The 26,763-nt window shown below is 38.3% G+C and carries 20 protein-coding genes and 2 pseudogenes; 8 read left to right on the top strand and 14 right to left on the bottom strand.

Annotation, left to right across the window (positions count from 1 at the left end; genetic code table 11):
• Positions 1-53 precede the first annotated feature (53 nt).
• A complete protein-coding gene (locus tag CEF17_RS07120) occupies positions 54-1,382 on the bottom strand; it encodes a S8 family peptidase (RefSeq protein WP_100398921.1) in 1,329 nt (442 codons plus the stop codon).
• Positions 1,383-1,548: 166 nt separating this feature from the next.
• Between CEF17_RS07120 and CEF17_RS07115 the strand changes: the two genes are divergently transcribed.
• Both CEF17_RS07115 and CEF17_RS07110 read left to right on the top strand, forming a co-directional pair.
• Entirely contained in the window at positions 1,549-2,631 is a 1,083-nt protein-coding gene (locus CEF17_RS07115; protein WP_100398920.1) for an AI-2E family transporter, read from the top strand.
• A gap of 178 nt (positions 2,632-2,809) precedes the next feature.
• Positions 2,810-3,754 (top strand): DMT family transporter, encoded by a 945-nt coding sequence (locus tag CEF17_RS07110; protein ID WP_232725445.1) that lies wholly within the window; start codon positions 2,810-2,812, stop codon positions 3,752-3,754.
• A gap of 347 nt (positions 3,755-4,101) precedes the next feature.
• Here CEF17_RS07110 and CEF17_RS07105 read toward each other — a convergent pair whose 3' ends face one another.
• The 4 genes from CEF17_RS07105 to fdhF form a co-directional block, all read right to left on the bottom strand.
• Entirely contained in the window at positions 4,102-4,341 is a 240-nt protein-coding gene (locus CEF17_RS07105) for a hypothetical protein (protein WP_100398919.1), read from the bottom strand.
• A 98-nt stretch (positions 4,342-4,439) separates the two neighbouring features.
• Positions 4,440-5,690: an L-lactate MFS transporter gene (locus tag CEF17_RS07100; protein ID WP_198508917.1), complete on the bottom strand. Its 1,251-nt coding sequence runs from the start codon at positions 5,688-5,690 to the stop codon at positions 4,440-4,442.
• A gap of 72 nt (positions 5,691-5,762) precedes the next feature.
• Complete coding sequence (locus CEF17_RS07095; RefSeq protein WP_100398917.1) at positions 5,763-6,257, bottom strand: helical membrane plugin domain-containing protein; 495 nt, start codon at positions 6,255-6,257, stop codon at positions 5,763-5,765.
• Positions 6,250-9,213 carry a formate dehydrogenase subunit alpha gene (gene fdhF, locus CEF17_RS07090; RefSeq protein ID WP_100398916.1) on the bottom strand — a complete coding sequence of 988 codons (2,964 nt, stop codon included), beginning with the start codon at positions 9,211-9,213 and terminating at the stop codon, positions 6,250-6,252. The genes CEF17_RS07095 and fdhF overlap by 8 nt, the downstream gene beginning before the upstream one ends.
• 558 nt (positions 9,214-9,771) lie before the next feature.
• Here fdhF and CEF17_RS07085 point away from each other — a divergent pair.
• The gene (locus tag CEF17_RS07085) at positions 9,772-10,011 is read left to right on the top strand and encodes a hypothetical protein (protein ID WP_100398915.1); all 240 of its coding nucleotides are present in this window, start codon (positions 9,772-9,774) and stop codon (positions 10,009-10,011) included.
• A 111-nt stretch (positions 10,012-10,122) separates the two neighbouring features.
• A complete protein-coding gene (locus tag CEF17_RS07080; protein ID WP_100398914.1) occupies positions 10,123-11,520 on the top strand; it encodes a YheC/YheD family protein in 1,398 nt (465 codons plus the stop codon).
• 179 nt (positions 11,521-11,699) lie between these two features.
• Here the strand turns inward: CEF17_RS07080 and CEF17_RS21020 are convergent.
• The 5 genes and pseudogenes from CEF17_RS21020 to CEF17_RS07060 form a co-directional block, all read right to left on the bottom strand.
• A pseudogene (locus tag CEF17_RS21020) lies at positions 11,700-11,810 on the bottom strand (YheC/YheD family protein); the annotation flags it as partial.
• A gap of 259 nt (positions 11,811-12,069) precedes the next feature.
• Positions 12,070-12,342, bottom strand: coding sequence for an acylphosphatase (locus CEF17_RS07075; RefSeq protein ID WP_100398913.1), 273 nt, complete (start codon positions 12,340-12,342; stop codon positions 12,070-12,072).
• Between the two features lie 502 nt (positions 12,343-12,844).
• A complete protein-coding gene (locus CEF17_RS07070; protein ID WP_100398912.1) occupies positions 12,845-14,584 on the bottom strand; it encodes a YheC/YheD family endospore coat-associated protein in 1,740 nt (579 codons plus the stop codon).
• Between the two features lie 236 nt (positions 14,585-14,820).
• Positions 14,821-15,224: pseudogene (locus CEF17_RS21015) on the bottom strand (hypothetical protein).
• Between the two features lie 405 nt (positions 15,225-15,629).
• The gene (locus tag CEF17_RS07060) at positions 15,630-16,358 is read right to left on the bottom strand and encodes a YheC/YheD family protein (RefSeq protein ID WP_232725444.1); all 729 of its coding nucleotides are present in this window, start codon (positions 16,356-16,358) and stop codon (positions 15,630-15,632) included.
• A gap of 188 nt (positions 16,359-16,546) precedes the next feature.
• On the opposite strand from CEF17_RS07060, the gene CEF17_RS07055 reads away from it, so the two are divergent.
• A complete protein-coding gene (locus tag CEF17_RS07055; RefSeq protein WP_100398909.1) occupies positions 16,547-17,716 on the top strand; it encodes an ATP-grasp domain-containing protein in 1,170 nt (389 codons plus the stop codon).
• Between the two features lie 364 nt (positions 17,717-18,080).
• Positions 18,081-19,445, top strand: a complete 1,365-nt coding sequence (locus CEF17_RS07050) for a YheC/YheD family endospore coat-associated protein (RefSeq protein WP_157842967.1) — start codon at positions 18,081-18,083, stop codon at positions 19,443-19,445.
• Positions 19,446-19,527: 82 nt separating this feature from the next.
• On the opposite strand, the gene CEF17_RS07045 is transcribed toward CEF17_RS07050, so the two are convergent.
• From CEF17_RS07045 to CEF17_RS07030, 4 genes are all read right to left on the bottom strand, one after another.
• Complete coding sequence (locus CEF17_RS07045; protein WP_100398907.1) at positions 19,528-20,577, bottom strand: YheC/YheD family protein; 1,050 nt, start codon at positions 20,575-20,577, stop codon at positions 19,528-19,530.
• A 44-nt stretch (positions 20,578-20,621) separates the two neighbouring features.
• Positions 20,622-21,329, bottom strand: a complete 708-nt coding sequence (locus tag CEF17_RS07040; RefSeq protein ID WP_269799476.1) for a YheC/YheD family protein — start codon at positions 21,327-21,329, stop codon at positions 20,622-20,624.
• Positions 21,330-21,401: 72 nt separating this feature from the next.
• Entirely contained in the window at positions 21,402-22,508 is a 1,107-nt protein-coding gene (locus CEF17_RS07035; RefSeq protein ID WP_198508915.1) for a YheC/YheD family endospore coat-associated protein, read from the bottom strand.
• Positions 22,509-22,774: 266 nt separating this feature from the next.
• A complete protein-coding gene (locus CEF17_RS07030; RefSeq protein WP_100398904.1) occupies positions 22,775-24,088 on the bottom strand; it encodes a YheC/YheD family endospore coat-associated protein in 1,314 nt (437 codons plus the stop codon).
• A 164-nt stretch (positions 24,089-24,252) separates the two neighbouring features.
• Between CEF17_RS07030 and CEF17_RS07025 the strand changes: the two genes are divergently transcribed.
• Positions 24,253-24,612, top strand: a complete 360-nt coding sequence (locus tag CEF17_RS07025; protein WP_100398903.1) for a Lin0512 family protein — start codon at positions 24,253-24,255, stop codon at positions 24,610-24,612.
• 868 nt (positions 24,613-25,480) lie between these two features.
• On the top strand, positions 25,481-26,743 hold the full coding sequence (locus CEF17_RS07020) for an L-lactate MFS transporter (RefSeq protein ID WP_100398902.1): 1,263 nt from the start codon (positions 25,481-25,483) through the stop codon (positions 26,741-26,743).
• Positions 26,744-26,763: the final 20 nt, after the last annotated feature.

The following is a 26,763-nucleotide window of genomic DNA, read 5'->3' as shown; positions in this document are numbered from 1 at the left end:
TGACTTATAAGAAATCAACTCTCTCTTTAACAGAGCTTAATCATACATACGGTTTATGGCTGATCAATGGAATTTCTTGCATTTATATACCCAGCACCATAAATGTTTGGATCTCTATCTGTCCATAAGACGGGACCCTCCATTAACTGTTTCTTAACCTGAGACGGTGATAAGGAAGGATCATTTTCCAGCATTAATGCAATAACCCCTGCACAAATAGGTGCAGCCATTGACGTTCCTGACATTGTAAAGTAATGGGACCCTACTCTGTTTAATTTTTGGAGTTTGTCAATAAATGAATTAGGAGCACGAAGAGAAGTAATACTTACACCGGGGGCGACAATGTCCGGCTTGGTTTCTCCATATATGGTCGGACCTCTGCTTGAAAAGCTTGCAATCATATCATCAGAACGATCTTCGGTATTTCGATTATCAAGTGCTCCTACTGTTATAATATCAGAGCTAAGACCGGGAGTTCCAATTGTCTGGGAATTAGGTCCTTCATTACCTGCCGCGGCAACTACCACTATGCCTTCCTTCCAAGCAGCTTGAACCATTTTGACCATAGGATCCTCACTCTCATCATCATATCTAGGTGAAGCACTTCCCAAAGATAGATTCATGATATGAATCGGCTGGTCCTGATTGTTTTCATTATAATCTATGCACCACTGAATTCCTCTCATCACCGTTTCCAGTGATCCTGCCCCACCTTTGTTTAATACCTTAACACCGATGATTCGAGATTCTGGAGCTGGAGCCTTGTACCGGCCGTTTGAAGCCCTTCCATCACCAGCGGCACAGCCTGCTACGTGTGTGCCGTGACCATTATCATCATACGGTGTGTTACGGTTATCAATAAAGTCGGCAAAGTCTATGATTCTCCCTTCCAAATCCTGATGTTCCTCTACGCCTGTATCTATAATAGCAATCGTCACTCCTTTCCCTGTCAAGGCTATTTCGTCTCTTGTAACACTGCCGGCATTTGCAGCTGGTATAGCCGTATCAAGAAAAGCTTTCACTTCTCTATTTAGATACACTTTTTTAACATGTGAACATTGGGCAGCAAGCATGCCGATAGCTTCCGGTGTAAGAGTTGCACTACAGCAGGATATTTTAGGGAATTGATGCCTGTTTTTGCACCTTCTTTTGCTGCTTACAATGGAACAAAGCTCCTCATATCCTAGGTCATAACAGTCTTGTTTGAATTCTATTACGACTTCTACTCGTTTTGTTTTATTTAAAAGTTTTTCTAAGGTACTATGGAGGAAACAAGGCGTGCGCTTAAATGGTTTATAAGTGTGAATAAGGTGCTCCCGAAGAGGAGCGTCCAGCTTATAGGCATGAGCACGTACCATTTGTATCATTTTATACCCAAACATAAAACCCATCCTTTCTCATAGACTTCATATACTCTATGAAAAGGAAAGAGTGTGTGGCACGGTACATTGTCCACCATTTATAGGTGCCTTCCTCCTTGTAAGCAAGTTTAAAAAGTTTACTGAAAGGAAAAGGAAAAAATAAAAATATTATATTAGGAGACCGACTATGCCGAAGACAAAGTGGTTTTATTTTCTCTACAGTGCTGTGCTTATCTTACTTATCATCTTTTTAGGCACACAAGTAGGTTTTATTTTCCAGCCGATAGGTCAGGCGGTTGGGGCTCTCGCCCCTGTTCTTATCATCGGAACCATACTGTATTATATTTTACGCCCGCTGGTAGGGCTATTAAGCAAGTGGATACCAAAAGCGCTGTCTATTGTTATTATATTTGCAGCCTTTGCTGGGGTATTCACAGCGTTAATCGTTTGGGTCGGACCCATTTTGCAGAACCAGATTAATCATCTGGTAAACAATGTTCCAGCTTATGCCCAAAATGTACAGCAATGGGCAAATGATATGATGGAGCATGAATATGTACAGCAGATTCAAAACGAAGAAGCTTTACAGGATTTGGATCCTTCCAACATCGCTGATAACTTCACCAATTATTTAGGGAACATTGGAAGCAACATTTTAGGATTTATAGGCACTTTGTTTAGTATTATTACGGTCCTTGTCGTGCTCCCCTTTGTTCTTTTCTTCCTATTAAAAGATGGCCACAAGCTTCCAAATAATATTCTTCGTTTTCTTCCTGAGGAAGAATCCAAAGAAGGGAAAAAAATCCTAAAAGATATGGATCATACGCTGAGTTCTTATATACAGGGACAGGCTATTGTCAGTGTATGTGTAGGGATCTTGTCATACATTGCCTATTTAATTATCGGCCTTGAATATTCTTTAATATTAGCTCTGGTCGCAATGTTTACAAATCTCATTCCTTTTGTGGGACCTTTTATTGGAACGATTCCAGCGGTTATTGTTGCTTTATTTGATGAACCTATTACCGCTCTCTGGGTCATTATAGCGATTGTTATTATTCAGCAGATTGAAAGCAACCTGATTTCCCCTAATGTAATGGGCAGAGCGCTATCTATTCATCCATTAACCATTATTCTGCTACTTCTGCTGGCAGGAAATGTTGCTGGACTTGTTGGCCTTATTTTAGCCATCCCGGTTTATGCGGTAAGTAAAGTTATTGTACAGAATATTTACCGTCTGCTCCGTCTGCGCTATCCTCAAATCCCTTAAACATGTTCATCCAGGATGTTGAGAACCTCTTCTCAACATCCTGTTTTTATGTATACAGGTGCCAGGCACCCCTTTATAATTATTTCTATGGAATTTTTACCATAAAAGTGAGAAAATGAGCTCAGACAATACGATGCTTTCTTGACCCATAATAGACATAGAGATTGGAGAAAAGAAGGTGATAGACGTGCGTCCTCTTACAGCTTATGGGATGACGCTTGCTGGCGCTTCATTTTGGGGAGTAACCGGTCTGTTTGTCCAGCAGCTATACACGTTTGGATTTACACCGGTGGAAGTAGTCACTATACGCATGACTCTTTCTGCTGTGATTATGTTCATGTTTGTTGGCGCTCTTAAGCCGTATCTTCTGAAAATACACGGACGGGACCTCATTCATTTTATCGGTCTCGGCGTTGTGAGTATTGCCTTCTTTAACTGGTGCTACTTTACAGTAATGGAACAATCCTCTTTATCGGTCGCTGTCATTCTCCTGTATACGAGTCCTGTCTTTGTAGCTTTATTATCAAGAATATTCTTTAAAGAAGCTCTCACTCCAAACAAAATAATGGCAATATTCTCTACTTTGCTCGGCTGTGCCTTAGTTGCTGGATTACTGCCAGGAGGCTCAATGACTATTACTGCTCAGGTGCTTATGTTTGGACTTGCCTCAGGCTTCTTTTGTGCATTGTACAGTGTCATTGGAAAGTTTGTGAGCAGAAAATATAATTCGATTACGATTACCTCTTATTCCATGCTGTGCGGAAGTGTCTTTTTGCTACCTGTGAGTGGAATTGAGCGGAATCTTGAACCATTTACTGAACCGGCGGTTTGGTTATATGCCGTGGGAAGCGTATTAATCTCCACCATCCTTGCTTATGTCCTTTACACAGCAGGCTTAAAATATATAGAAGCTTCTCATGCAGCCATTTTATCAACGGTAGAGCCAATAGTAGCCATATTGGTAGGGGTCACTATATTTAGCGATTATTTGTCAGTGTGGCAAATAGCTGGAATCTTTTTCATTTTTTCATCCGTTCTTTTATCTATTTTTTCAAGAAAAAGAAAGTTCACCCCAACGCAAGAAAAAGAGAATGGGACAAAACTGTCTCATCTAAGTAAATAAGGCTCCAATTATCGTCTTTTCAAAATTGGAGCCTTATGATTGGATTCAAAACTATTATAAGTTTGTCGTTGATTGTTCAAACGTCACGAGACGCCTGCGGGAAAAGCAAGAGCTGAAGAGCTGCCGGGGGTTTCACCCGGCTAGCTAAGCCTTGCCCGCTGCATAGAAGACACCGTGAATACGAATGAAATGAAGCTTGAACGGATGTCGTACTTGGGCCTTTAGGTGCCAGCGAGTGTATTTTTGAACAATCAACCAACAGAATTATAATATAAGTAAGGGCCCTCACTGACGGTGAAGGCCCTTCTATTTTAGCTGAGTTTTGTCCCAGCCTCTTCCCGTTTTCCTTATACTTTTTCAACAACGTATGCTTTTTTTTCACGATAATGCTTTTCTCCATCTTCCTGGTAATGTTCAAAGAAACCTTCAAACTCATGAGTTACTTTGTACTCACGCTCCGGGTGAGAGAAAATATGGCTTTCATTGGTAGATAACAAAAGCACATCAGTAGTGGAAACAAAGCTGTCCAGCTCTTTTGCAGAATAAACTGCTCCTGGTTTTAAAGTTGTTAGTCCTGGCTTTGACATATCTATTAACCACCTTTCCTACGCTTTGTAGAAAAGATTCCCAGGGGCTACCCCTATTAAACGTTGGATTGAAATCCCGGCTTTCGGTCTATTTCCCTTTATGCTGCACTCTGCTTCTCTTCTCTAAGTCTCTTTATATCACTGCGTATCCATAGGGAGACGAAGAGGGCCACGACAAACATTCCACCGAAAATATACATGGTTAACGCATAACTGTCTGTTGTTTCCCGGAGCCAGGAAACGAGAACGGGACCTGCTAAACCTGCTGCAGCCCAGGCTGTAAGAATGTAGCCGTGTATTGCTCCGAGCTGCTTAGTACCAAAAATATCACCAATATATGCCGGAATTGAAGCGAAGCCCCCTCCGTAACAAGTCATAATCAGGAAAACAATGATCTGGAAGAGTAAAGCCTGCGTAATATTGGGCAATAAAATAAACGATACTACCTGAATAGCAAAAAATGCTGTATACACGTTAGGCCGGCCAATATAATCTGAAATTGATGCCCACGCTAAGCGGCCGGCTCCATTAAAGAACCCCATAATTCCTACCATGGCAGCAGCTGCTCCGGCTGTGAGTCCAGCAATTTCCTGGGCCATTGGCGAGGCAACGGACAATATGGCAATGCCGCAGGTTACGTTAATAAAAAGCATCAGCCATAAAAAATAGAACCTTCTTGTTTTTATCGCTTCATTGGCCGTTAAATACGAGAGGTCCTCCTTTGGAGAACTTTTCCCTTCCTCCTCTTTTTCTCGCATCCCTTTTGGCATCCAGCCTTCGGGAGGCTTTTGAAGATAAAGAGCTGACACCAGCATAATGACAAAATAGATTGCCCCTAAAATGTAAAAGGTGCTTGCAATTCCCGCTCCTTCAATCAGTGCCTGAATGACTGGACTGGCAATTAACGAGGCAAAACCAAAACCCATGATCGCTAATCCAGTAGCAAGTCCTCGTCTGTCTGGAAACCATTTTACCAGGGTAGAAACCGGAGTAATGTATCCTACGCCAAGACCTATGCCCCCAAGCACTCCATAAAATAGATAGAGAAGATAAATAGATTCAATCTGGATGGCAGCTCCTGAACCTATCATTCCTACTCCGAAAAAAATAGTAGAAACCAGTCCTGAGCGGCGGGGACCATGCTTTTCCACGAAGTGACCCATAAACGCAGCAGATAAACCGAGGAATAGGATTGCGATGCTAAAAGTAAGAGAAATCGCCGTCAGATTCCAATTAAACTCTTCATTTAGAGGAGTAGTAAATACGCTCCAGGAGTAAACAGAACCAATCGAGATATGAATTCCAACTGCTGCTGCGGCAATCAGCCAACGATTTTTATTCGTTTCCAAATCGACGTCATCTCCTCTAATGTAATTTGGCTTAGACATGAACCTGTGCAATAGAATGCACAGGCTCCAATTCTATCGGTTTCTTTCCATGGATTCCGTCTCTTCTCCCATTCCTCGCAAAAAGGTGAGCATTAAGGTTACCGCCCTGTTTATCTCAGGATCACGCATTGCTTTTAAAAGACTCATCGTACTTGTTTTAGCTTCAGAATCGGAGTGATGAGCCACCCGTTCGATGCCTGTATTTACTTTAAGAAGGATAGGCTCCAATTCTTTTACATTAATCGTGCCGAGGGTGCCAATCATAAGAAGCAGATTTTTTAGAGTATTGGTGTTTTCAGGTTTGCTTGCTTCTTTAACAATGATATCTAATACTTTATCTCCTTCTGAAAGGAGCCCGTTTACCATAGAGGTCGCCCCTGAGGTATGAAGGTTATTGAAAAGCTTAATGGTTTCAAGGATAGAATCCTTGTTTTCCACAAGAGCATCCTGAATCTCTTCCAGGTCCTGCTGCTTCTTTTCCTCTGGTGACAGTTCCATTGGCTTAATTGCTTTAATTGGTTTAGCCATTTTTCACCTTACGCCCCTTTCTGACAACATCCCCTGGGAATACATAGTCTTTTCTCTTCCACTTTTCCTCTACTTTCACGCCAATTTGCGGCTGCGGGTTGCCGTTTCGATGATTAGTGCTTGGAAGAGGACTTTTTCCCTTCGCTTCCAGTATCTCCATTTTGGCTGACACTTCTTTGTAAGCAGGAGTATCCGTGTCTTTATCTGCTTTACTGCTCGTTAAATAGTTAATTGCCCCTTCCCCGGAGTCATTCATTGGGATGTAAAGCTCTTTTCCTTTTACCCGGTCTGTAACGAGGCATTGAAGCTTGACTGATCCATAAGGAGAGGACAGTCTCACTAACGTTCCGCTTTCTAATCCCCTCTCTTCAGCAAGGTCAGGTGAGACCTCTACCCAGGCCTGTGGTGTTTTGCTTGTGATCCCCTCTGCTTTGTACGTCATATTGCCTTCATGGAAATGCTCAAGGAGACGCCCATTATTCACATGAAGGTCATATTCTTCTTCATACTGAATCGGCATAGTCCAGGAAACCGGGTACAATCTTGCTTTGCCGTCAGGGAACGGGAACTCCTTCTCAAAAAGTAAAGGCGTATCTGTGCCATCAGCAGCTACCGGCCACTGCAGACTTTCATAGCCCTCAAGACGTTCATAGGTAACTCCAGAAAACAACGGAGCCAGGCTGGCGGCTTCTTCCATAATCTCTTTAGGATGTGAATAGCTCCACCCCGCGCCAAGAGAATTGGCTACCTCAGTGATTATCTGCCAGTCGGGTTTTGAGTCGCCAAGAGGTTCTAATGCCTGGTAAAGACGTTGAATCCTTCTTTCCGTATTGGTAAATGTCCCCTCTTTTTCAAGACTTGGACTTGCAGGAAGAACCACATCAGCAAATTGAGCCGTCTTTGACAAAAATACATCCTGTACAACAAAGAAGTCCAGCTTTTCAAAGGCGGCATGCACATAGTTAAGGTTAGAATCAACAATACCCATATCTTCTCCCTTTAGGTACATTCCTTTTACTGATCCTTCATGGATAGCGGCGACCATTTCATGGTTGTTTAAACCGATCTCCCCGGACAGCTCAACACCCCACGCTTTTTCATATTTTTTTCGCACATTTTCGTCTGTTACCAGCTCGTAGCCTGGGAAGCGATTAGGCATACTTCCGAAGTCACTTGCGCCTTGTACATTGTTATGGCCGCGGAGGGGATAAGTTCCTGCCCCGGGTTTCCCATAATTTCCTGTAATGAGCATAAGATTGGAAATCGCAGTACTCGTATCACTTCCTCCTAAATGCTGAGTAACTCCCATGGCCCACAATGAACATACTGTGTTTGCCTCGGCAATCATTTTTGCCACTCTCTCAAGGGTTTTCTGATCAATGCCTGTCACTTCTTCTGCGTATTCCATGGTATAAGGCTCAAGGCTTTTTATATATTCATCAAGCCCATTTACTCTCTTTTCCAGAAAATCGTCATCGGCCCAGCCTTGTTCAATAATATATTTTGTAACCGCTGACAGCCATACTAAATCTGATCCGCCTTTAGGCTGAATAAACAAGTCAGACCGTTCTGCCATTTCATGTTTACGAAGATCAGCAACGATGACTTTCTGTCCATGAAGTTTTTGTGATCTTTTCACTCTAGTAGCAAGCACCGGGTGAGACTCAGAGGTATTAGACCCTATGATTAATACCAGTTCAGCCTGTTCAATATCTTTAATTCCGCCTGAATCACCACCATAGCCGACTGTACGGAATAACCCTTCTGTTGCAGGTGTCTGGCAGTAACGAGAACAGTTGTCTACGTTATTAGTACCAATCACGCCGCGGGCCAGTTTTTGCATCAAATAAGACTCCTCGTTTGTGGTTTTCGAGGAACTGATAAAGCTTAAGGAATCTTTTCCTTCTTTCTCAATGAGCTCAGTAAATTTTCCAGATATCAGAGAAAGAGCTTCACTCCATTCTGCTTCGCGGAAAGAGTCATTTTCACGAATTAATGGTTTTGTGATCCTTTCCTCACTATTTACGTAGTCCCAGCCGAACTTTCCCTTAACACAGGTAGAAATACTGTTTGCAGGGGCTTCCTGCTGAGGTTCTACTTTTAAGATATTCCTGTCCTCAGTAGTCCACACATCAAAGCTGCAGCCCACACCGCAATAGGTGCATACAGTCTTTGTCTTGTTAATCTTTGCATCTCTCATAGCCGCTTCCATTTCAGAGATTGCCAAAATGGACCCGTAACCGGTTTCAACATTTTTAGTAATCTCAATCATCGGACGCAACGTCTCCTGGTTCATGCCTGTCATATAGCCTGCATTGCCTTCCATACCTTTCTCCATCATGGCGTTACAGGGGCAGACAGTGGAACAGTGGCCGCAGCTCACGCAGGAAGATTCATTAATAGGCACATCATTGTCCCAAATCACGCGAGGTTTTTCCAGACTCCAGTCAATTGATAACGTTTCCGTTACCTGAAGATCCTGACAGGCTTCTACACAACGTCCGCAAAGAATGCATTGATCTGGATCATAGCGGTAGTATGGATGCGATTCATCTTTTTCCACTGGCTTTTGTTCAAAAGGAATGCTTTGATGATTAATCTGCATATCTTTAACGGTATTGTGAACTTCACAGCCCCCATTATTGTAGTCGCAGACCGTACAGTACAATTCATGGTTATGAAGAATTTGATCCATTGCAATCACCTGAGCGTCCTGTACATCCTGCTTAACCGTGTCAATTTTCATGCCGTTTTGAATGGGGGTATCACAGGAGCGGACCAGTTCACCATCCACCTCAATGATACAGGTATCACACGTCTTAATAGCCCCCAGGCTCGGATGATAGCATACCTGTGGAATCTCGATGGAACTTTTGTTGAGAAAGTCAAGGGTGCTTTCCCCTTCCTTGGCTGGTGTTTCCACACCATTTACTTGAACTCTCACTTCTTTTCCCATCTAAACACCCTTTCTTTATGGAATAAATGTGTTAAACCCCTATGTAGGATTTTTACCATTTTTGTCATATTACTTTCTCTACCCCCTTCTTAAGCAGGCAAAAACATAAATTTTTGGTTTAGGGCTGTATTTATAAATCGTCATAAAAACCGCAATACAAAGGAGTATAGTTACAATCCCGAGACGCATGCGGTTTCCAGAACCAACAAAGCCCAACCTACCGGGTCAAATAACCAATCAAATGAAACCCAGATACATATCATGGGTATAAAGAAGACTCTGTTATTAAGTAAGTATTGATTGTTCTTATCGTCTTAATGAATTTCCTTTCCTACTCAACGGATAAACGGTTAGACGCAAGACACATAACAGTCAGATGAAGATTCAATGCCGTTAGGAGCCGCAACGGACTTTAGCAAAGGAGCATTACCAGCGCGGTATTGGAGATGAAACGAGTGTTACGCTACCGCAAAACCGGCGAAGTGCAGGAAGACGATTACACAGCAAAATTGCATTAGTATTTAAAGAAACCGCAATTTTTTAAAAGGGGGCATTAGTTTGGCGATACCGAATTTAGCTGCAGTCACTGTGGAGATCACAGAAATTGAGGGTGCTGCTCTTTCGCAGCCCATCACTGTTTTTACAGATGCAGCATTTCCTGTCATAAATGGTACGGCTGACATAGATGTACTTGGAGAGAGCAGAGAGATCCCCTGCCCAACAAACGGTGTAGAAGCAACCGTTAACGTAGATGGCATTGGCGAGGTCACTCTTACGATTCAGGCGGATTTGATTTAACTTCTGTTGCTCATACACCGCTACTCCGTAAGCGTTTCCGGGCAGCTCAAAATTAAAGGAGCAGCCCAACCTACATATTGACCCTATGGGCAAAAAAAGGAGTCATTCAACATGAATTCAAAACCCTTGATTGGGATGTTAGTAGATAAACTTACCCCTTTAACCAGCTATGAAGCAGCTGAATCATTAGGTGTAAATTTGTTGCTATTTAATCCGAACGGAATTGACTGGAAGGGAAAAGAAATTGAAGGATTGTTATTCGAAAAAGGCATGTGGAAAAAACAAATTTGCCCTTTTCCAGCAGTTGTGTACAACCGGCGGTATTCTTCCAATTACGAAATCACCTCTTTCCTTGAATTGGCTATCGGCAAAGGCAAGGTTTTTAACTGTATTACTAGGTTTAACAAATGGGAAGTTTTTAGAGTTCTAAAAAACAGCTCAATTTCCAATTATTTACCGGAAACGTTTTTATACCAAACGGAAAACGTTTTAGATTTATTACACCTTTACCGTAACCTCATTCTAAAACCGGCTATGGGACACCACGGACGAGGAGTTTATTTTATTGAGCTGACAGTTGACTTTAAATACAGGTTGTTCTCTGCGCTGTATAAGACCATCTCGATCGAAAGGCACCACACTGAGAAGGACTCTACTACTGCGCCGCATAAGTATGTTCATTTGCTAAACCAATGTGAGAGGGTTGTAACTCCAGCCAAAATCAACACTACTAATAAAGACACTTTTATTCATCAAGTAAATCAATTAATAGGTGAAAAGGAATATTTAATTCAGCAATATATTCCATTAGATCTCTTTGAACAGAAAATTTATGACATTAGAATGTATGTCCAAAAAAATAAGGAAGGAAAATGGACGATTTCCAATGGTTTCTGCAGAGTCGGCCAGAGTCACTCCTTTATAAGCAATATTTGTACTGAACTAAAAAGCTACCAAGATATATTAGAAGGAGATACCAAACTAACTGTAAAGACACTAAATGAAATAAGAATGGTTAGTCTGTTGACTGCTCAGTCTCTCGAAAGAGAACTGGGCCACTTAGGAGAACTCAGTGTAGATTTTGGACTCGATGAAGCCGGGAAACCCTGGATTATAGAAGTAAACGGCAAAACTCAAAAAAAATTCGTAAAGCGATTAAACAACCTCAAATTAACCCGCGAGATTTATTTAAAGCCCATTGAATACGCAAAGTATTTAGCACTAAAGGAGACTGATTTTCGGAAAGCATATTACGACAAACAAATTGAACTACCTCCCTCCTCACTACGAGATAGCTCTTCTGGCAAGCAGGATCTTATTCAAATAAACAAGGCTGACATTGCCGATCTTATTAAAATTCATAGGATAGGAGAAAAGAGAGCACGACAAATAATTGAATTACGGAGGATGAAGCCATTTACTTCTTATAGTGATTTACAAAAAATTAAGGGCGTTGGCTCTTCATTTGTAACTGAAATCGAAAAGCAAGGTATTATTTCTTTTGACTAATACCTGCTCTTTTTGTGCGTGTAATTCAGCCATATAGAGATTAACTTTCCATTTTATCAATAAATAAACGCCCAGTGTCTTTTAAGGTTATTGTATTGCCTTTCAACACCACCTGCTTTCATTAATCTTTCCTTTCAGCAAGGAGCTTTGCATATTGAAGCGGATTGAGAAAGGCTCTATCAATTGTTTTTTTTACTTAGTACCCACATCGAATTTTTTCCCGGTTCCGCGTTGCACTCTATGATCCAAAGATTACCCCCTTGATCTATTCCAATATCTATGCCCATTTCACCAAAACGAGCATATTACAATCTTTTTATATTTCTTACAACTTTTTGTTTCCTCATTTTTTCTAACGAAATACCTTTCTTCGTTCATTTGTTAATTACATTTGTTTTATAATTGCATAGTGAGGTCTTGTACTTGTGACTAATTTCATAGGAAACTTCAAAATAGTTTGCGCAAAAAAGACGCTGCATTTAACGAAATGAAAGCAACGTCCAGGGTAAAAGCAAATAAATGTTCTTGAATAATATTGTTTCTCCAAGTTTATCTGCGGATCTCGAAATTTCTAAATTTTGTAAGTTCAGTTAAAGGTGAAACTTGTATGCTGTCTACTTTTGCTCTTTTCGGGCCATTTAGTATTGTCCCTATAAACAGTCCCATTCTGCTTGGTGTACCTTGAGCGATAATTTCAACCGTACCATTTGTGTTATTCCGTACCCACCCTTTTATTCGGTATTTAACGGCATTCTTCCTAGTGTACCTGCGAAAACCTACCCCTTGTACTATGCCATAAACAAGTACTCTACATTTTTTCATTCCATTAACTCCTTTTTTATCTTTGTCATTTTTAGTTAATGGGAGTAGGGGGAAAAAGGTGAAAGAAAGATGATGTTTTTAGAATGACATAAGCCGTGCTGCTGTATCACATATCGCATATCCCATACTTTATATAAACTGGTTACGAAGGGGATGATCATATGTGGATCAACCTATCTTTTTGGCTCAACACCTAAGTTGTCGGAACCTTAGTTAATAATACAAAACAATTTAGAACACATAATCGATAAGACAATGTTATCCTTACAAAAAATAAGTAGGCTTGAGATAATAAAAATTATTACAAAGCTTCATAGAAGCTTAAATAGATAATATGTTAATTTCTTACATCACTAGGTTGATTTGATGAAAACTTTGCTAAGTAAAAAGTAATTTTTAAACGGTGGTAACTCTCTCTAAAATATTGATTAAAGAAATTCAGTATAAGAACCTCCTTGGAGAAAGATTGTTCTTATACTGAAACATTCGTTATAAATATATATTACCTCAATTTCTGGTTTACACGTTTTCTTTTCGTTTTTTCTACCTCGCCGACCTCTGAATGACCAGGGCTTAACTTTCTGGTGTACATGTTCATCATACCAAAATCTTCTGTTAACGCACGGGCAAATGGTTCACCATAAAGCTCTTTTTGCTGTTGTTTACGTTTCGTTTCCACTCTCTCTTCTCTGTTCTGCTTTTGTCTGAAGTTACTCCTTCTCGAATACGTTGATGCTGGGATCTCGTTGTGAATCTCTTCGAGTGAACCTAAATCTTCTTCCTTTATTATGGAGGAATCCCTAGAGTATCCGTTTTCGTTAATGATACTAGTTTCTTCAAGTATACGCCTATGATTATCAAACAGCTCTTTAAAATCAATATCAGGGGATTGACTAAATGTTTCTTTCTCAGATATCTCCTCTATTACTCTCACATCTTCTATTTTTTGTACTTCATCTTGTTTGGCGTTTTTATATACTTTTTCAGTATTTTCTTGTTGACCTGCAGCTGGAACCACACCATTGTTTTCACCTGATTGTTGAACTGTTCCACTTTCTAGATCACTAGTAGGCACGACATCTGTTTTAGTCTTTACGGTTTCTTTTTCAGCTGATGTTTCCTGCTCTTTTTGTTGGTATAATTCATACCGATACTGTGCAAATAAAATGATATTTTCCATCGCATCTTGGAGCTTCTTCTCTCCATACGCCTTTAATAAAGAGACTTTGGCACTTTGTGAATTACATTCAATAAAACGTATTTGCATATCCTTGGTTAAAGCGAAGTCAATCCCAATTTCTACAAATTCCCCATATTTATACTCAGTCTCTTTATAGGTCTTAAGCAAGAAGTGTTTGATACTTTTACGCACTTTTACTCTTTCTTTTTTAGTAAGCTTCAGTTTGGTGAACAATTCATTTAGAGGCATGGCATTCGCATGGGTGGTAATCGGTGAATTTTCCTGGCTCATTCGTGCACTTACTCCGGTGACCTGTACCTCGCCAGTAGTCTTCCTCTGTAATTCTGCCCGCAAGTCAACCCGTCTATTATCTATTTCTAATAAATCTATTCCTTCTTGAATCATGAACTTTTGGTCTTTATAAAATTCCTGGATAAAATGAAGTAAGTCATTTACGTTTTCATACACCTGACTATAAACTTTTCGTTTTCTGTAATTATAATGGGTGCATTGAAATTCATTGCTGGGAAGATGTTCTACTCTTAATACATTTTTCCCTTTTCTTCCGATGACGCCCTTCAAATAGATGGTTTGATGCTTTTTTATCATGTAAAATAAATCTTCAGGATCGGTATACAGCATTGTTTCCAACAGATATTTTTCTAATGGTTTTACACTGCTAAAATAATTGTAGACTTCCCAATTTCCTAAAGACGAGGGATTGATCAGTAAGGTTTTCATATTTTCACATTGCTTAATAAAAGTAAGATACTGTTTTTGAAAGTTTTTTGAAGCCCCACCACGCCGAAATAAAAGGTCTGGATAAGGAAATTTACCTGTTTTCCACGCATTGTCCTTGAAATCAAAATAACATCCCTTGATTTCTTTTTTTCTAAGATTCACTGTGTTTATGGAGAAAAAGAACAAATCCAGCTTTTCTTCTGTGTTTGCTTCTGCCAGTAATTTCAACCGGTAATGTGGTGAATTATCAGCCAGGCCTTTCCAAGCCTTATTAGAGACTAAAACCCCCAAAAGCCCCTTTGTTGTTTTCTCTTCAGTCAAGGTGCGTCACCCTTTCTTCTGTAGCATGCTCATACATAGCATATTAAAAAATGTGGAAAAGGTGAGTAAGTAACATGTAGCTTGACACGTTGATAAATAAAAAAGCAGGCACATGCCTACGGAGAATAACTATATGGAGAGTCGTTACACAAGAGAAAAATTTTCTTTGATGTGCTTTTGGTTTATTATATGAGTCCACTTCCTTCAAAATACATTTCATCTCACAATCATAGTGCTTAAATCTCGTATGACCAAGTATTAACTACTGCCTTTTTAACATTTGATCGCTTCTCAAGCCTTTCATTAGCTAATTGAATTAACGCATGAATAAGCTGTGATATTAGTACCTTACTCATTTCCCATAGTTTTAGGTCCATACTCAATTTCATGAAACCAGGGATAGTGTTGATTTCATTAATGACTAATTCTTGAGAACTAGTAAAAAAATCCGCTCTCGCCGTTCCTTCACATTGGAGTATTTTTAAGCTTTTATTGATTCTTCTTTGATTTTCATAATTACGTTTTTATCAAGAATTGGAGGAACAATTAATTGTGTGACATCTTTATTCAAATACTTTGCTTCGTAGAGAAGAAAAACAGATGCTACTGGAGAGTCGTTTCCTAAGACTGCACATTCTATTTCCCTTCCTACTATTTATTCTTTCACAATAATCTTATGATCATAGTGAAAGCATTCTTAATCCCTTGATAAAATTCCTTCGTTGTTTTTACTTTAGTGACACCAACAGAAGAGCCTTAATTTGCTAGTTTAATAAACAGGGGGTTCCTAATTTTTTCTTTACTTCTTCGAAGTCGATTTCTATCTTTTTATTTCTTGGGTGTGTTAACTCCTTTCTTCTTTTTCTGTTGGAAGACTTTCTAGACAAAAAGTTGGCAGTGTACTTCATGTTCATTCGGCCAGAACCTTTCACTAGTATTTAAAAAAGGAAAAAGGATCAGAATTCCCAGACAAAGTGTAGCTATTGATCCGTTTCTTTTGTATAAAGCATACTTAATGATTAATGAAACATAAAATACACCCTACCTACCTATAGTTTTTGTTGTAGGCTTGATATTTCTTAATCGTTTGGTACATACTTAAATCATTTAAAAAACTAAACCCTTCTACTTTTGGATTAGCATTCACTTCTATGATCCAAACTTTTCCATTTCGGTCAACGGCCAGGTCAAGTCCCCAAATTGTGTGCCTTGGAAAATAAGAAGTCAAGCATTTGGCACAGTTTAAACTTAACCATTCTAGCTTATTCATAACCTGGTTTATATCTACGTTGTCATTGTGACAAAGTTTAAGAGCTTCTTCTACAGCAACTACACTGGCCCCTTTATTTAAATTTGTAATGAAAAATCCTGATTTAGCCACTTTCCCATGTTTTCCTGTAATTTCCCAATCAGTTTCAGTTCCTCTTCGTTGCACGATATATCGGAAATCAAGTGACATGTCATTTACCGTTGCAAGTTGGATGCAGTATTGGACAAGAAAAGGGGTCTTTCCTGTTTTCTCTTTCAAAAAAAGTTCGAGTTTTTTTCTCCCTTTAATTATTTTACTATTTGCATCTTCATGTACCTTGTAAACACCGCTTTTTATTAAGGAAATCCTAATAACATTTTTACCAAATGAGCCTATTATTGGTTTAATAACGACGTCTTGATGTTTGTTCAGCATTTTCCAAAAAGTCCACCTAGTGTACTTATAAGTCTCTGGTAAATGTGCTGCAAGGTGTTTATCCTTTATTAAGATATGATGTTTATACATTTTATTTTTTCTGTTTCTTCTCCTCACGGTTTCATTCTCACTCCTTTCCCAAAGAGTTTCTATATTGGTATATGAATTTGCTAAATTAATGGCTGTATTTATAACTATTTTTCTAAAAAAAGGCAAAGGATGATGCATTTAAATAGAGTAATGAATAATTTGTTGTAAACATTAGAAGGGAGTTTACAATGAAACCCGTTTATACTCTATATGATATTTTTGGGCCGAAGTATGTATTTAATGGAAAGGGTTCTTACTACAACAGCCAATGGCTTCCCGATGAAGATTCACAAAATTTATCCACGGGCCGTTTATTGACATTAGCTGGGAAAACTCCATTAATTATTCATAAACACTTAGTAAATTCTTTGGCACTTTCCACACTTTCGCATGCCGGTTTGCAAGTCGCTGAAAACCTTTACGTTTATAAAGATCAAAGAAGCTATAATCATTTACTACAAAATTTACAAAAAAAAAAGCAAGATATGGTATTTAATTTTGATCACCTTCCAAGTGAATATGATAAAAAGAAATATTGGATAAAATCTTCGCTTTTATGCTATTTGAATAACAAAAAACATCTTGAAGAAATTGTACCGACACACTATGTACCAGAACGTTTTGTGGTAACTATAGATGAGTTAGAAAAAGAAAAGTTTGACATAAGTTATCCTTTTGTTATTAAAGCTGCAACAGATGAACCAGGTGGTGGTGGTCTTGAAGTGATGATGTGTAAAAATAAGGATCAATTTATTAAAGCAAAAAAAATGTTTAAATCCAGCAAGTTTGTTATAGTCGAGCGATTTTTATCTATAAAAAAAAATTTTTGCATCCAATTTGCCCAAACATATAAAGGGAATTTAGTTTACCTTGGCTCTGCAGAGCAAATCATTGATAATAATGGAAAATACGTAGGTAATTGGATAGAAAAAAGAGACGAACCACCTGCTGAAGCCATAAATCTTTGTAAAAGGATTGTAGAAAAAGCAGTATCTCTTGGATATTGGGGGTTAATCGGTATTGACACGGTTATAACAGAGGATGATGAAATCTTTGTAATAGATTTAAATTTTCGTGAAAATGGATCGGCGGCAGCGTTGCTTTACCGAGAAAGTATTATGAAAAATTGGAAAGTAAACACTATAAAAACGCGTAAATGGAAATCTTTGTTGAGGACTGAAGATTTTCATTCTACAGTGCAAACCTTTATAAATAAAAAAAATCTTTTGCCGTTATGTATATATAATGACAGCAACACTATTGACAATCCAATTTACATGTGGGGAATTATAGCTGGTTGTTCTAAAAAGGAGATTAATAGAATTGAACAAGAAATGAAAAATCGAGGAATAATGTAAATACAAGGTAATGGTTTCAATATAATACTTTGTTTTCTATAACTATTAGAGTATATTTTAACAATGTAAGTACCCCCCTGTACCAAATAAGAGTAGCACATAAGTTAATCTTCTAGGGTAAGAAAAGATTAACTTATGTGCTACTCTTTTTAATATCAAAGACTTGTTTATCGAATTTAAATCGTGAAATGGGAATCAATCAATTTTTTGAGCATTATATAAAGTTGTACAGAACATTCATATAAGCCATATATATTCCTAAAGGTACATATCAATGAGTATACCCCTCATCCTCAGTGGTAAAAAATGCTTCTTTCATAGTTTGACTTTACGTAATAGCAAAATTCTTAAGGAGGAAGTTCAATTGTTTATTAAATGGATCCCATCCAATTTTTCTAATTACATTTTTATCTCAACGAAACTTCTGAAAATGCTTGATATGCCTTCCTCAAATACAATATTGTTTAAGTTTGGATCATGGAAAAGAGAATTAAAAGTTCAAATAACAGAAACCCTTCCAGAAAACACGATAGGCTTATCTGCTGCCCTGAGACATGAGATTTTTATTCCTGATGAATTGTTTTATGAAGTACAGTACTCACATAACAGCCTTAGTGTAGGACCTGTCATTTTATATTTAATATCTAGTCGATTGATCCACAAACTGAAGGAATTAAAGGAACGTATTGAAAGGTATGTGCCATTAAATGGCCTGATTATGCTTAGTACAAGTTCCTGGATTAACACAGAAAAAAAGACTATTGAGGGTTATTATTTTCAAAAAGGAGAAAAAAGAAAGTCAACTTGGAAAAAAGCCACGTTTTCCTATCCAGGCGTTGTCTTTAATAGGGAAATTATTTCACCCGAACTAAATGATATTTTATATAAGGAAACAGATGGAAAGGTATTTAACTCTAAGTTTTTCAGCAAGTGGAAAATGTGGCAATGGCTTTCATCTGACAGATTTATTAGAAACCATCTCCCTTTTACAATGGAAGTAAACTCTTGTGCAGACATCCTTAAGTATGCGCATCGGTATAAGTCTGTTTATTTAAAGCCAAAGAAAGGCTCAAGCGGAAAAGGCATTCTTACGATTAGGCAAGAAGCTTCCCATTTTATTATTACTAATAATAAAAACGACATCACGAGAACCGATACTTTGTATGGTCAAGAACTGCTTACTCATTTGATAGAGAGTGACAACCGTTACCTCCTTCAACAGGATATGCATGTTAAGCATAAATCAAGAAATGTGGACTTTAGAGTGTACATGCAAAAGGATGAAACACAACAATGGAAATGTACAGGTACAGCTGCCAGGTTTGCTGTCCCGGGAAGGATAACAACCAACCTACAGAACCTAGATTACATCCTCCCGGGCCAAAATGCCATGAAAGAAATTTTTCAATTAAGCAAAAATGAAAGTAGAACTCTTGAGAAAAAAGTTGAAGCAATATGTAAAAGGGCCTGCAATCTAATAGATCAATATGGATGCTTTGGTGATATAGCTGTAGATTGTATAATTGACCACCACCATAATGTATGGATACTGGAAATGAATAAAAGATATGGGTATCGGAGTTTTTCCTATCTGAACGACCCTGATTTATACGGGCAAATTATTAAAAACCCCTTCTTATTCGCTAGTTCTTTAGCAGGTTTTAGCAGTTATACAAAAGAACCATCAATGTACGGATTAAAGGATTTGCATGTTCAATCACCAACATAGAAGCGTGGTAGAAAAATACTGATTGATATACAGACAGACAAAAGCCCCGATCAACTATCTGAAGTAACTCGGGGCTTTTATTTCAGCTTTTATTCCTATTTTTCTTATAGTACCAAACAACATATCCAAAGGGGGCACGGTGGTGCTTGCTGTTAATTCTCCCTCTGAAAGGCCTGAAATTTGCCTCTATGAGCCATATCTTTTCATCTTTATCAACTGCAAGGTCCAGTCCTAAATCAATAACCTGAGGATACTTTTCTTCTAACACTTTAGCTATCTTAATACTTGCTCGTTTAATCTCTTCCTTTGTTTCCTCACTGATTAGTGGTTTTAAGGAAAACTTCAGCCTTCCCCCTTGATCTTTGTTGGTAACAGTTGTACATTTATCTGCCAGTCTGGCATAAAAACCTATGACCTTCCAATTTCCCGTTTTTGTTTTTTGAGGCGAGACCCTGAAATCAAATTTTTTTCCTTTGTATTCTTTACTATCAATTCCCTGTTGAACGACAAACCGATTTGGAGATGGGAATGTAGCACGGTAATATTTATACAAATCTTTTTCGGCAACCCTTCTCACTGTTTCTTTTGTGTTATATACATGAGAGATGCGATATGATTTGTCACCTTTTTCCAACATGTAAATATTGTTTCCCTTGCAGCTTCGTTTTCTTTTTATATAAACCTTCTCATAGCGGTCTGCCATGTCTTTCATCTTTGCGTATGAAAGAGTATGCGTTTCCGGTAACATAGAAGCGATCTCTTTTATCGAGGAAAAATATTCATGATTGTTAAATTTATTTCTATCTCTGTTGTTCATGACATTAAAGAAAATATAATTATACTTCCGGAGAAAAGCTACCTTTTTCCGTACCCTTTCTGAGTTTACATACTCAGTTCCAGGTTGAAGGTTTATTTTCGGAAGAGGAACCTCTTGTCTTATTAACTTATTAGTCTTATGTGAATAAACAAGAGCATTGACGGTCTTTTCTTGCATAGAGACGCTTTTCCAGTTGTAAAAACACAAATCTACTTTGTGTCTTTTTGCCTGCTTTCGGTAGAAGTCCACTCTTTGCCCAATTTTTTCGGGCAAGTTTTGTTTCCTGATCCCTGGAGACAAAACAATACCAATCATTCCTTTAACTCCTTTTCCATATTTCTTTGACCACAAGTAAAGACTTAACTCCGCTGCTTATAAGACATAATGCGATTAATCTGGCTTTTGTCTTTCAGGCTTCTAAATCCCCCTAATAAAGGCCAACGATTAAGTTCAAATACATAAAGGGACCCATCTTCATTCATCCCAATATCTACTCCAAAGATTCTTTGATTAGGAAAGGATCGTCCTAACGTTCTGGCTGCTAAAAGAGAAACGTTTTTGATTTCTTTAACTTTCTTTTCCTTTGCACTCTCGGGGAGGTTTATCTTTTTCAAGGCATCTTCTAGCGATAAAGCAGTGCCGTGACGACGTCTGTTCGTTACCTTGTATCCCTTTCCCCCTTTCCTTACGAGGATTCCAGTAACTTCCCATGGGTGGCCCCTCGTTTTCCTTTGAACAATAATCCTGAAATCAAATCGTCTCCCATCTATTTTGGCAAGGTTAACTTCTTCCTGGATAATAAACTCTCTTTTGCTTGCACCTTTATTTAAATAATCATAAACATCCTGTGTGTTTTGAAAAACAATCTTCTTCTTATTAATTTTAACTGCATATTTTTCTTTTTCTTTTTCAACAAAATATATGCTTTGACCCTGTTTCCCATTGTTAGGCTTAACGACTACAGAGTGATGATTACTAAGCATCCTTACAAAATTTTCTTTATTCCATAACACGGTTTCAGGAAGGTATTTTTGGAGGTGTTGATTCTTATGCATGACTAGGTGCATTTTATATTTATTTCTTCCTCGAAGAATTTCCAATGTTTCTCACCCTCTCTATCTTTTATTACACCTCCGTATTTAGAAGGTTAAAGCACCTTCTCGCTCCTCAACTTCTCTTGGTTCTTTCTCTACTTTGTTTTTACCGATAAGGTATTTGGAATAAAGCAAAATGTTTAACATTGCCCGATGCAATGTCTTTCTCCCATATGCTTTCATTAGTGAAACCTTGGCGCTTTGGGAATTACACTCTATAAACTTGATTTCAAGGTCTTTGTTTAAGGCAAAATCAATTCCGATTTCAGCAAAATTACCATATTTCCTTTCCGTTTCTTTGTATACTGTATACAAGAACTGTTCAATCATCTCATTCAATTTTGGTCTTTCGGCAGCAGGGATTTTAATTACCTCAAACAATTCATCCAATGGGAATGCCTGAGAATGGATAGTAATGGGAGAATTTCTCTGACTCATTCTTGCACTTATTCCGCTGATGTGTATAACTCCATTTTCACTTCGCTGTAATTCAGCCCGCAAATCGATCCTCCTTTTTTTCACTTCCAAAAGATCAATTGCCTCTTGTATCATAAACCGTTTTCCTTTATAAAATTTTTCTATGAAAGGAATCATTTCAGCAAGGCTGTTGTACACCTTTGTGTACACTCTTCCTGTGACGTGATCGTAATACTTACAGCGAAACTTCTTTGGTGAAAGCTTTTCAACTCTTACTACTTTCTGCCCTTTTCTCCCTGTTACCCCTTTCAGGTAAATGGTTTTGTGCTTTCTGACCATATAGTATAAATCTTCCGGATGATCGTACAAAATTGTCTGCAGTAAATAAGGCTGAAGCGACTCAACGCTGCTGAAATAATTGTAAATATCCCAGTTTCCTAATGAAGAAGGGTTTATAAATTTGGTGTCCCGCTGTTTACATTGTCTAATAAACACACGGTAATTTTTTCTATTATTTTTATTAATTCCTCCGCGCCGATATAGAATATCCGGGTAAGGAAAGAAGCCGGTTTTCCATTTCTTAGTTGAAAAATCATAATAATATCCTTTAATTCTTTTATTTTTTAAGTCAATCATATCTACTGAAAAAAAGTATAAATTTAAGTTCACTTTTTTATTTGCCAGTGCCAGTTGTTTTAAACGGTAGTGGGGTTTCTTTTCCGCAAAAGCTTTCATAGCTTTTTTTGACGTCAAAACCCCGAAATGACCATGTAAACTTTTCAGTGTGGTCAAAACCTTCACCCTTTCATCTTTAATATACTCACCCATAGCATATTAAGATAAAGGACGTAAGTAACGGCTAAACACCCGATTTTTAACTAGTTAATAATCTTGCATTAAAAATGTTGGTCGGGTGTATAAGAATGGTAGGTATATAACCAATATATTTTGCAGAAGAATGAAAAAAACAAAATAGAAAAAAGAAAAGATAAATATTGTATTTATCTTTTCTTCTCTAAGTGAGGAAAGCCTGCTAAACTCATGGCATACAAAAAAGGAGTTCGCTTGACCTCAGGTGCAAGTCTGGGATCTTCTACTGGATAGACATGCCTGAGGTTCATCTCAAGGATCCATACGTGAAGCTTTTTATTTATAACAAAATCAATAGCAATATCACCATATTCGCCTTTTTTATCCAGCTTCGAACAAGCCCTTTTGCAAATATTCACTATTTTCTTTTCTTGAATGGATGCTTTTTGTTCACTTAATTTATAAATTTCCTTTAGGGCTTCCCGACCGTCCACCCAATAATCTAAGTGCCTTAAATTTGTGATAATGCTATCTGGTTCTGATATGCGAGCTGTGATACCAGACGATTTCCACTGCTTTTTCTCATTCTTTTGCATGTAAATTCGAAAGTCTATATTTCTTGAACCGTATTTGGTAGGCACCCCTTGTTGAATAAGGTAAGGCCTGGAACTCTTAAGCCGTTTTAACAATCGTTCATAGTCCTCCAAATTTGAGACAATAGTTTTCTCTTTCCTATCGTCTGTTATTCTAATACCATCTTGATGTTGTTCCAGTTGAAGAATTCTTCTTCCTTCGGAACCTTTCATCGGTTTCATGTAAACAGAAGGAAAGCGTTTAACCATTTTCTTTACTTGCTCTAATGATTCTGCTTTTTCTGTATAAGGAAGGTGCTTTCTTATTCTCGCGTCACCAGACAGCCAATCCCACATTTCCCATTTATTAAAGAAATACGAATTAAATATGCGGCCTTTTGTCCATTTGTAAAGATGCCTGTTAACTGGTGGTGTCAAATGGACCCTTTTAAAAATAGCACCAGGATAAGAAAACGTGGCTTTTTCCCATTTATTTAATAAAGGATGAAAATAATACCCCTCTATTTTTTTCGTTTTAAGATTGACTCCTTCTTCTGCACATATACATATCATTCCTCTTACCGGGATGTAATTTTCAATCCGTCTTTGCAAATTAGACAGACGTTTATTCAGCCGCTCATTTGTGTTAGCTGCAATCCATAGCACCATAGGACCCACATGAAACTCCCTTTCGGAAATATTATAGTCAAATGGTACATCCTCAGGAATGAAAACTTCATTTTTTAAATCATCTGTCAATCCAATGATGTCATTTGGAAGCGTATGATCAAAACGCAACGTAAGTTTTTTCTGCCAGCTGCCAAAATAAAAATCAATTTTGGCAGGGTTTGCATTTTTGTTGTTCTGAAAACGGACTGGCAGATATATGCCCCTCTTCTTCGTTTTTGAACAAACCCACTTAACTCTTATCATTTCAACCTCCCGCCGTTTTTTATTAATATATGAATATCTAAAAAGCAGGAGTGGACGAAACACCCGTTTTTTGGAACCTTTAAATAAAGAAATATAAAAAGAATGTCTGGCGTGAAAAAATGATAAAATAAGAAAATCACTTTACAAAGAAGGGAGGCTAGCAAATGGAACAAATCATGTTTATAGAAACCGGTATGGGGATCGATGTTCACGGCCAGGATATTACAACAGCATCGATCAGAGCGATTCAAAATGCCATCCATTATAATTCGATGCCTGGCATGAGGTCAGTCCTTCCTGATAAGAACATTAACAATATGAAAGTACACGTTAAGCTTGCGGTACCTTGTGATAAAGAGAAGCTAGATTATGACAAGGTCAAAGCCACCTTGCCATATGGCAAAGTTTCAGTTGAAGTTATGGATGGGGGGATGCTTACAACAAGCGGGATTGTTCTTGAAGATAAAGGGGACAGAAACGACTTAATGTACATCGTCGTTGCAAGTGTGGAGGTAGGATATTGAACTTCGGCTCATTTGGTGGTGAAAAGATAAAGCAGGTTTTCCTGTTTTGAAAACACCTGATCCTCTTTTGTCCGGTTGAGTAAGTATTGCTTAATGACTTGGCTGGCTAAACTCCTTAGTGAATAACCAGGTAAAAAAGAGAAATGATTAATCAAACCGCTACGACCTTTGAAAAAATCCGTTTGTTTTCTCTTACGGTGAAAGAGTATACGAACTTTTGCAGCTGACCGCTGAAAACACAAAGAAGGTCGCAAACCCTTAAACGGTATGCGACCTTCTATTAATCTCGTTTAATTTGGGCACAACTCAATTTATCGGCCAAACCTATTTTAGTACTTTTTTCCTAAAAACAGCCCATTATGGCTATTTCTTAAAATCCTTCCTCTTCCTATTCATCAAAAATGAAAGAAATAGAAAAAGTAATATGAAAAACGAAATAATATAAATGATCCTCTTTTTATGACAACGCTTACATATAGTATAATACAACGCTTTAATATTATCAACACTTTAATGCAGATTATTTAGAAAATTTAGTCTAGTTTTCTTCTATCCATGTAATTATTTTTCTAAGAAACCTATTCGGTTCCTTTTCCAATTACAACGTTTTCACATATCATTACTAAAGTTTTGTCTTTTCTATTCCTTTTTTCCTATAATATTTCAAAAAGTAAAATTTCCCTATACAACAGTAGATTGAGCACTCGTTCACTACACAACGCGCTTCTATGCAAAAAATTTCTGGTTCATAATTATAAAAATTATTTAATTTGTTTGATTTTTCTTTCAAATGATTGTATTGTAATATAGTGTAATAGTTAAGCGTTTTCATAACCTTTAAAACGACAATGAAATGAGGGAAAAAAATATGGAAGGAAAAACTAAAAACAGATGGTTAATGGCGTTATCGGCAATCGCTATTCAACTTTCAATAGGTGCAGCATACGCTTATAGTGTCTACATTACTCCCCTGGCAAATACGATGGGCTGGTCTGCTTCTAGTATCACGATTGCCTTTACCATTATGATGGGTCTTGCGGGTTCCTCTGCTGCATTATTTGGTACCTTTGTAGAAAAACATGGACCTAAGAAATCTGCTACTCTGGCAGCTGTCTTATTTGGGTTAGGACAAGCAGGTTCAGGGCTTGCGGTTGTCATCGACTCTCTTCCTCTTTTCTGGCTGACATACGGGGTATTAAGCGGTGTAGGTCTCGGGATTGGATATATTTCTCCTGTCTCAACCTTGGTAAAATGGTTCCCGGACCGAAGAGGACTTGCAACCGGCATGGGGGTATTTGGATTTGGTGCCGGGTCCCTTGCCACTGCTCCTATCGCTGCCTCCCTAATGGAAAGCGTTGGTATTTCATCTGCATTCTTTATTCTTGGCGCAGCGTACTTTCTTCTCATGATGCTAGGAGCTTCTTATATAGAGCCTCCTAAACCAGGATGGATGCCAGAGGGAATGAAAAAGAGCATGGCTTCCGGTGAGAAAGTAGTGAAGAAAGATTTAGCACAGATGACAGCGAAACAAGCTGTTAAAACAAAAAGATTCTGGATGCTATGGGCCATGATGCTTATTAACGTAAGTGCAGGGCTTATGATCATCTCAGTTGCTTCACCGATGGCTACTGAAATGGTTGGTCTTTCTGCAGCAGCAGCAGCAACTATGGTTGGTATTATGGGGCTTCTTAACGGAGGCGGACGTCTTGCCTGGGCAGCTGCATCTGACTATATAGGCCGGCATAATGTTTTCTTAATTTTCTTTACTATTCAGCTTGTTGCATTTCTTGTTCTACCGAACACGACAAATGTAATCTTGTTCCAGGTTCTTATCTTCCTTGTTGTATCCTGTTACGGAGGCGGCTTTTCAAACCTGCCGGCCTTTATTGGAGATATGTTTGGAACCAAACAATTAGGGGCTATTCATGGATACCTCTTAACAACCTGGTCTCTTGGAGGGGTATTAGGGCCGATGGTAGTTTCCCAGATTAGAGAAGCTACTCAAAGCTACATTCCAGTCTTCTATGTATTTACAGCCCTAATCATATTGGCTTTCCTGATTTCTATCCTGCTTCGCAGAGATATTATGAAAGAAAGAGCTCAAAAACAACAAGAAGAAAAGATCGCTTAAGAACCATGAAAAAGCTTGCG

The organism is Bacillus sp. FJAT-44742 (assembly GCF_002797315.1).
In the GTDB taxonomy this organism is placed as follows: domain Bacteria; phylum Bacillota; class Bacilli; order Bacillales; family Marinococcaceae; genus Thalassorhabdus; species Thalassorhabdus alkalitolerans.
This window is presented reverse-complemented; position numbering and strand designations above follow the sequence as displayed.

Coding starts and splice junctions, on each gene's coding strand:
- CEF17_RS07120 (WP_100398921.1), bottom strand. CDS start 1,382: ATGTTTGGGTATAAAATGATACAAATGGTACGTGCTCATGCCTATAAG.
- CEF17_RS07115 (WP_100398920.1), top strand. CDS start 1,549: ATGCCGAAGACAAAGTGGTTTTATTTTCTCTACAGTGCTGTGCTTATC.
- CEF17_RS07105 (WP_100398919.1), bottom strand. CDS start 4,341: ATGTCAAAGCCAGGACTAACAACTTTAAAACCAGGAGCAGTTTATTCT.
- CEF17_RS07095 (WP_100398917.1), bottom strand. CDS start 6,257: ATGGCTAAACCAATTAAAGCAATTAAGCCAATGGAACTGTCACCAGAG.
- fdhF (WP_100398916.1), bottom strand. CDS start 9,213: ATGGGAAAAGAAGTGAGAGTTCAAGTAAATGGTGTGGAAACACCAGCC.
- CEF17_RS07080 (WP_100398914.1), top strand. CDS start 10,123: ATGAATTCAAAACCCTTGATTGGGATGTTAGTAGATAAACTTACCCCT.
- CEF17_RS07075 (WP_100398913.1), bottom strand. CDS start 12,342: ATGAAAAAATGTAGAGTACTTGTTTATGGCATAGTACAAGGGGTAGGT.
- CEF17_RS07060 (WP_232725444.1), bottom strand. CDS start 16,358: ATGTATAAACATCATATCTTAATAAAGGATAAACACCTTGCAGCACAT.
- CEF17_RS07055 (WP_100398909.1), top strand. CDS start 16,547: ATGAAACCCGTTTATACTCTATATGATATTTTTGGGCCGAAGTATGTA.
- CEF17_RS07045 (WP_100398907.1), bottom strand. CDS start 20,577: ATGATTGGTATTGTTTTGTCTCCAGGGATCAGGAAACAAAACTTGCCC.
- CEF17_RS07040 (WP_269799476.1), bottom strand. CDS start 21,329: ATGCACCTAGTCATGCATAAGAATCAACACCTCCAAAAATACCTTCCT.
- CEF17_RS07035 (WP_198508915.1), bottom strand. CDS start 22,508: ATGAAAGCTTTTGCGGAAAAGAAACCCCACTACCGTTTAAAACAACTG.
- CEF17_RS07030 (WP_100398904.1), bottom strand. CDS start 24,088: ATGATAAGAGTTAAGTGGGTTTGTTCAAAAACGAAGAAGAGGGGCATA.
- CEF17_RS07025 (WP_100398903.1), top strand. CDS start 24,253: ATGGAACAAATCATGTTTATAGAAACCGGTATGGGGATCGATGTTCAC.
- CEF17_RS07020 (WP_100398902.1), top strand. CDS start 25,481: ATGGAAGGAAAAACTAAAAACAGATGGTTAATGGCGTTATCGGCAATC.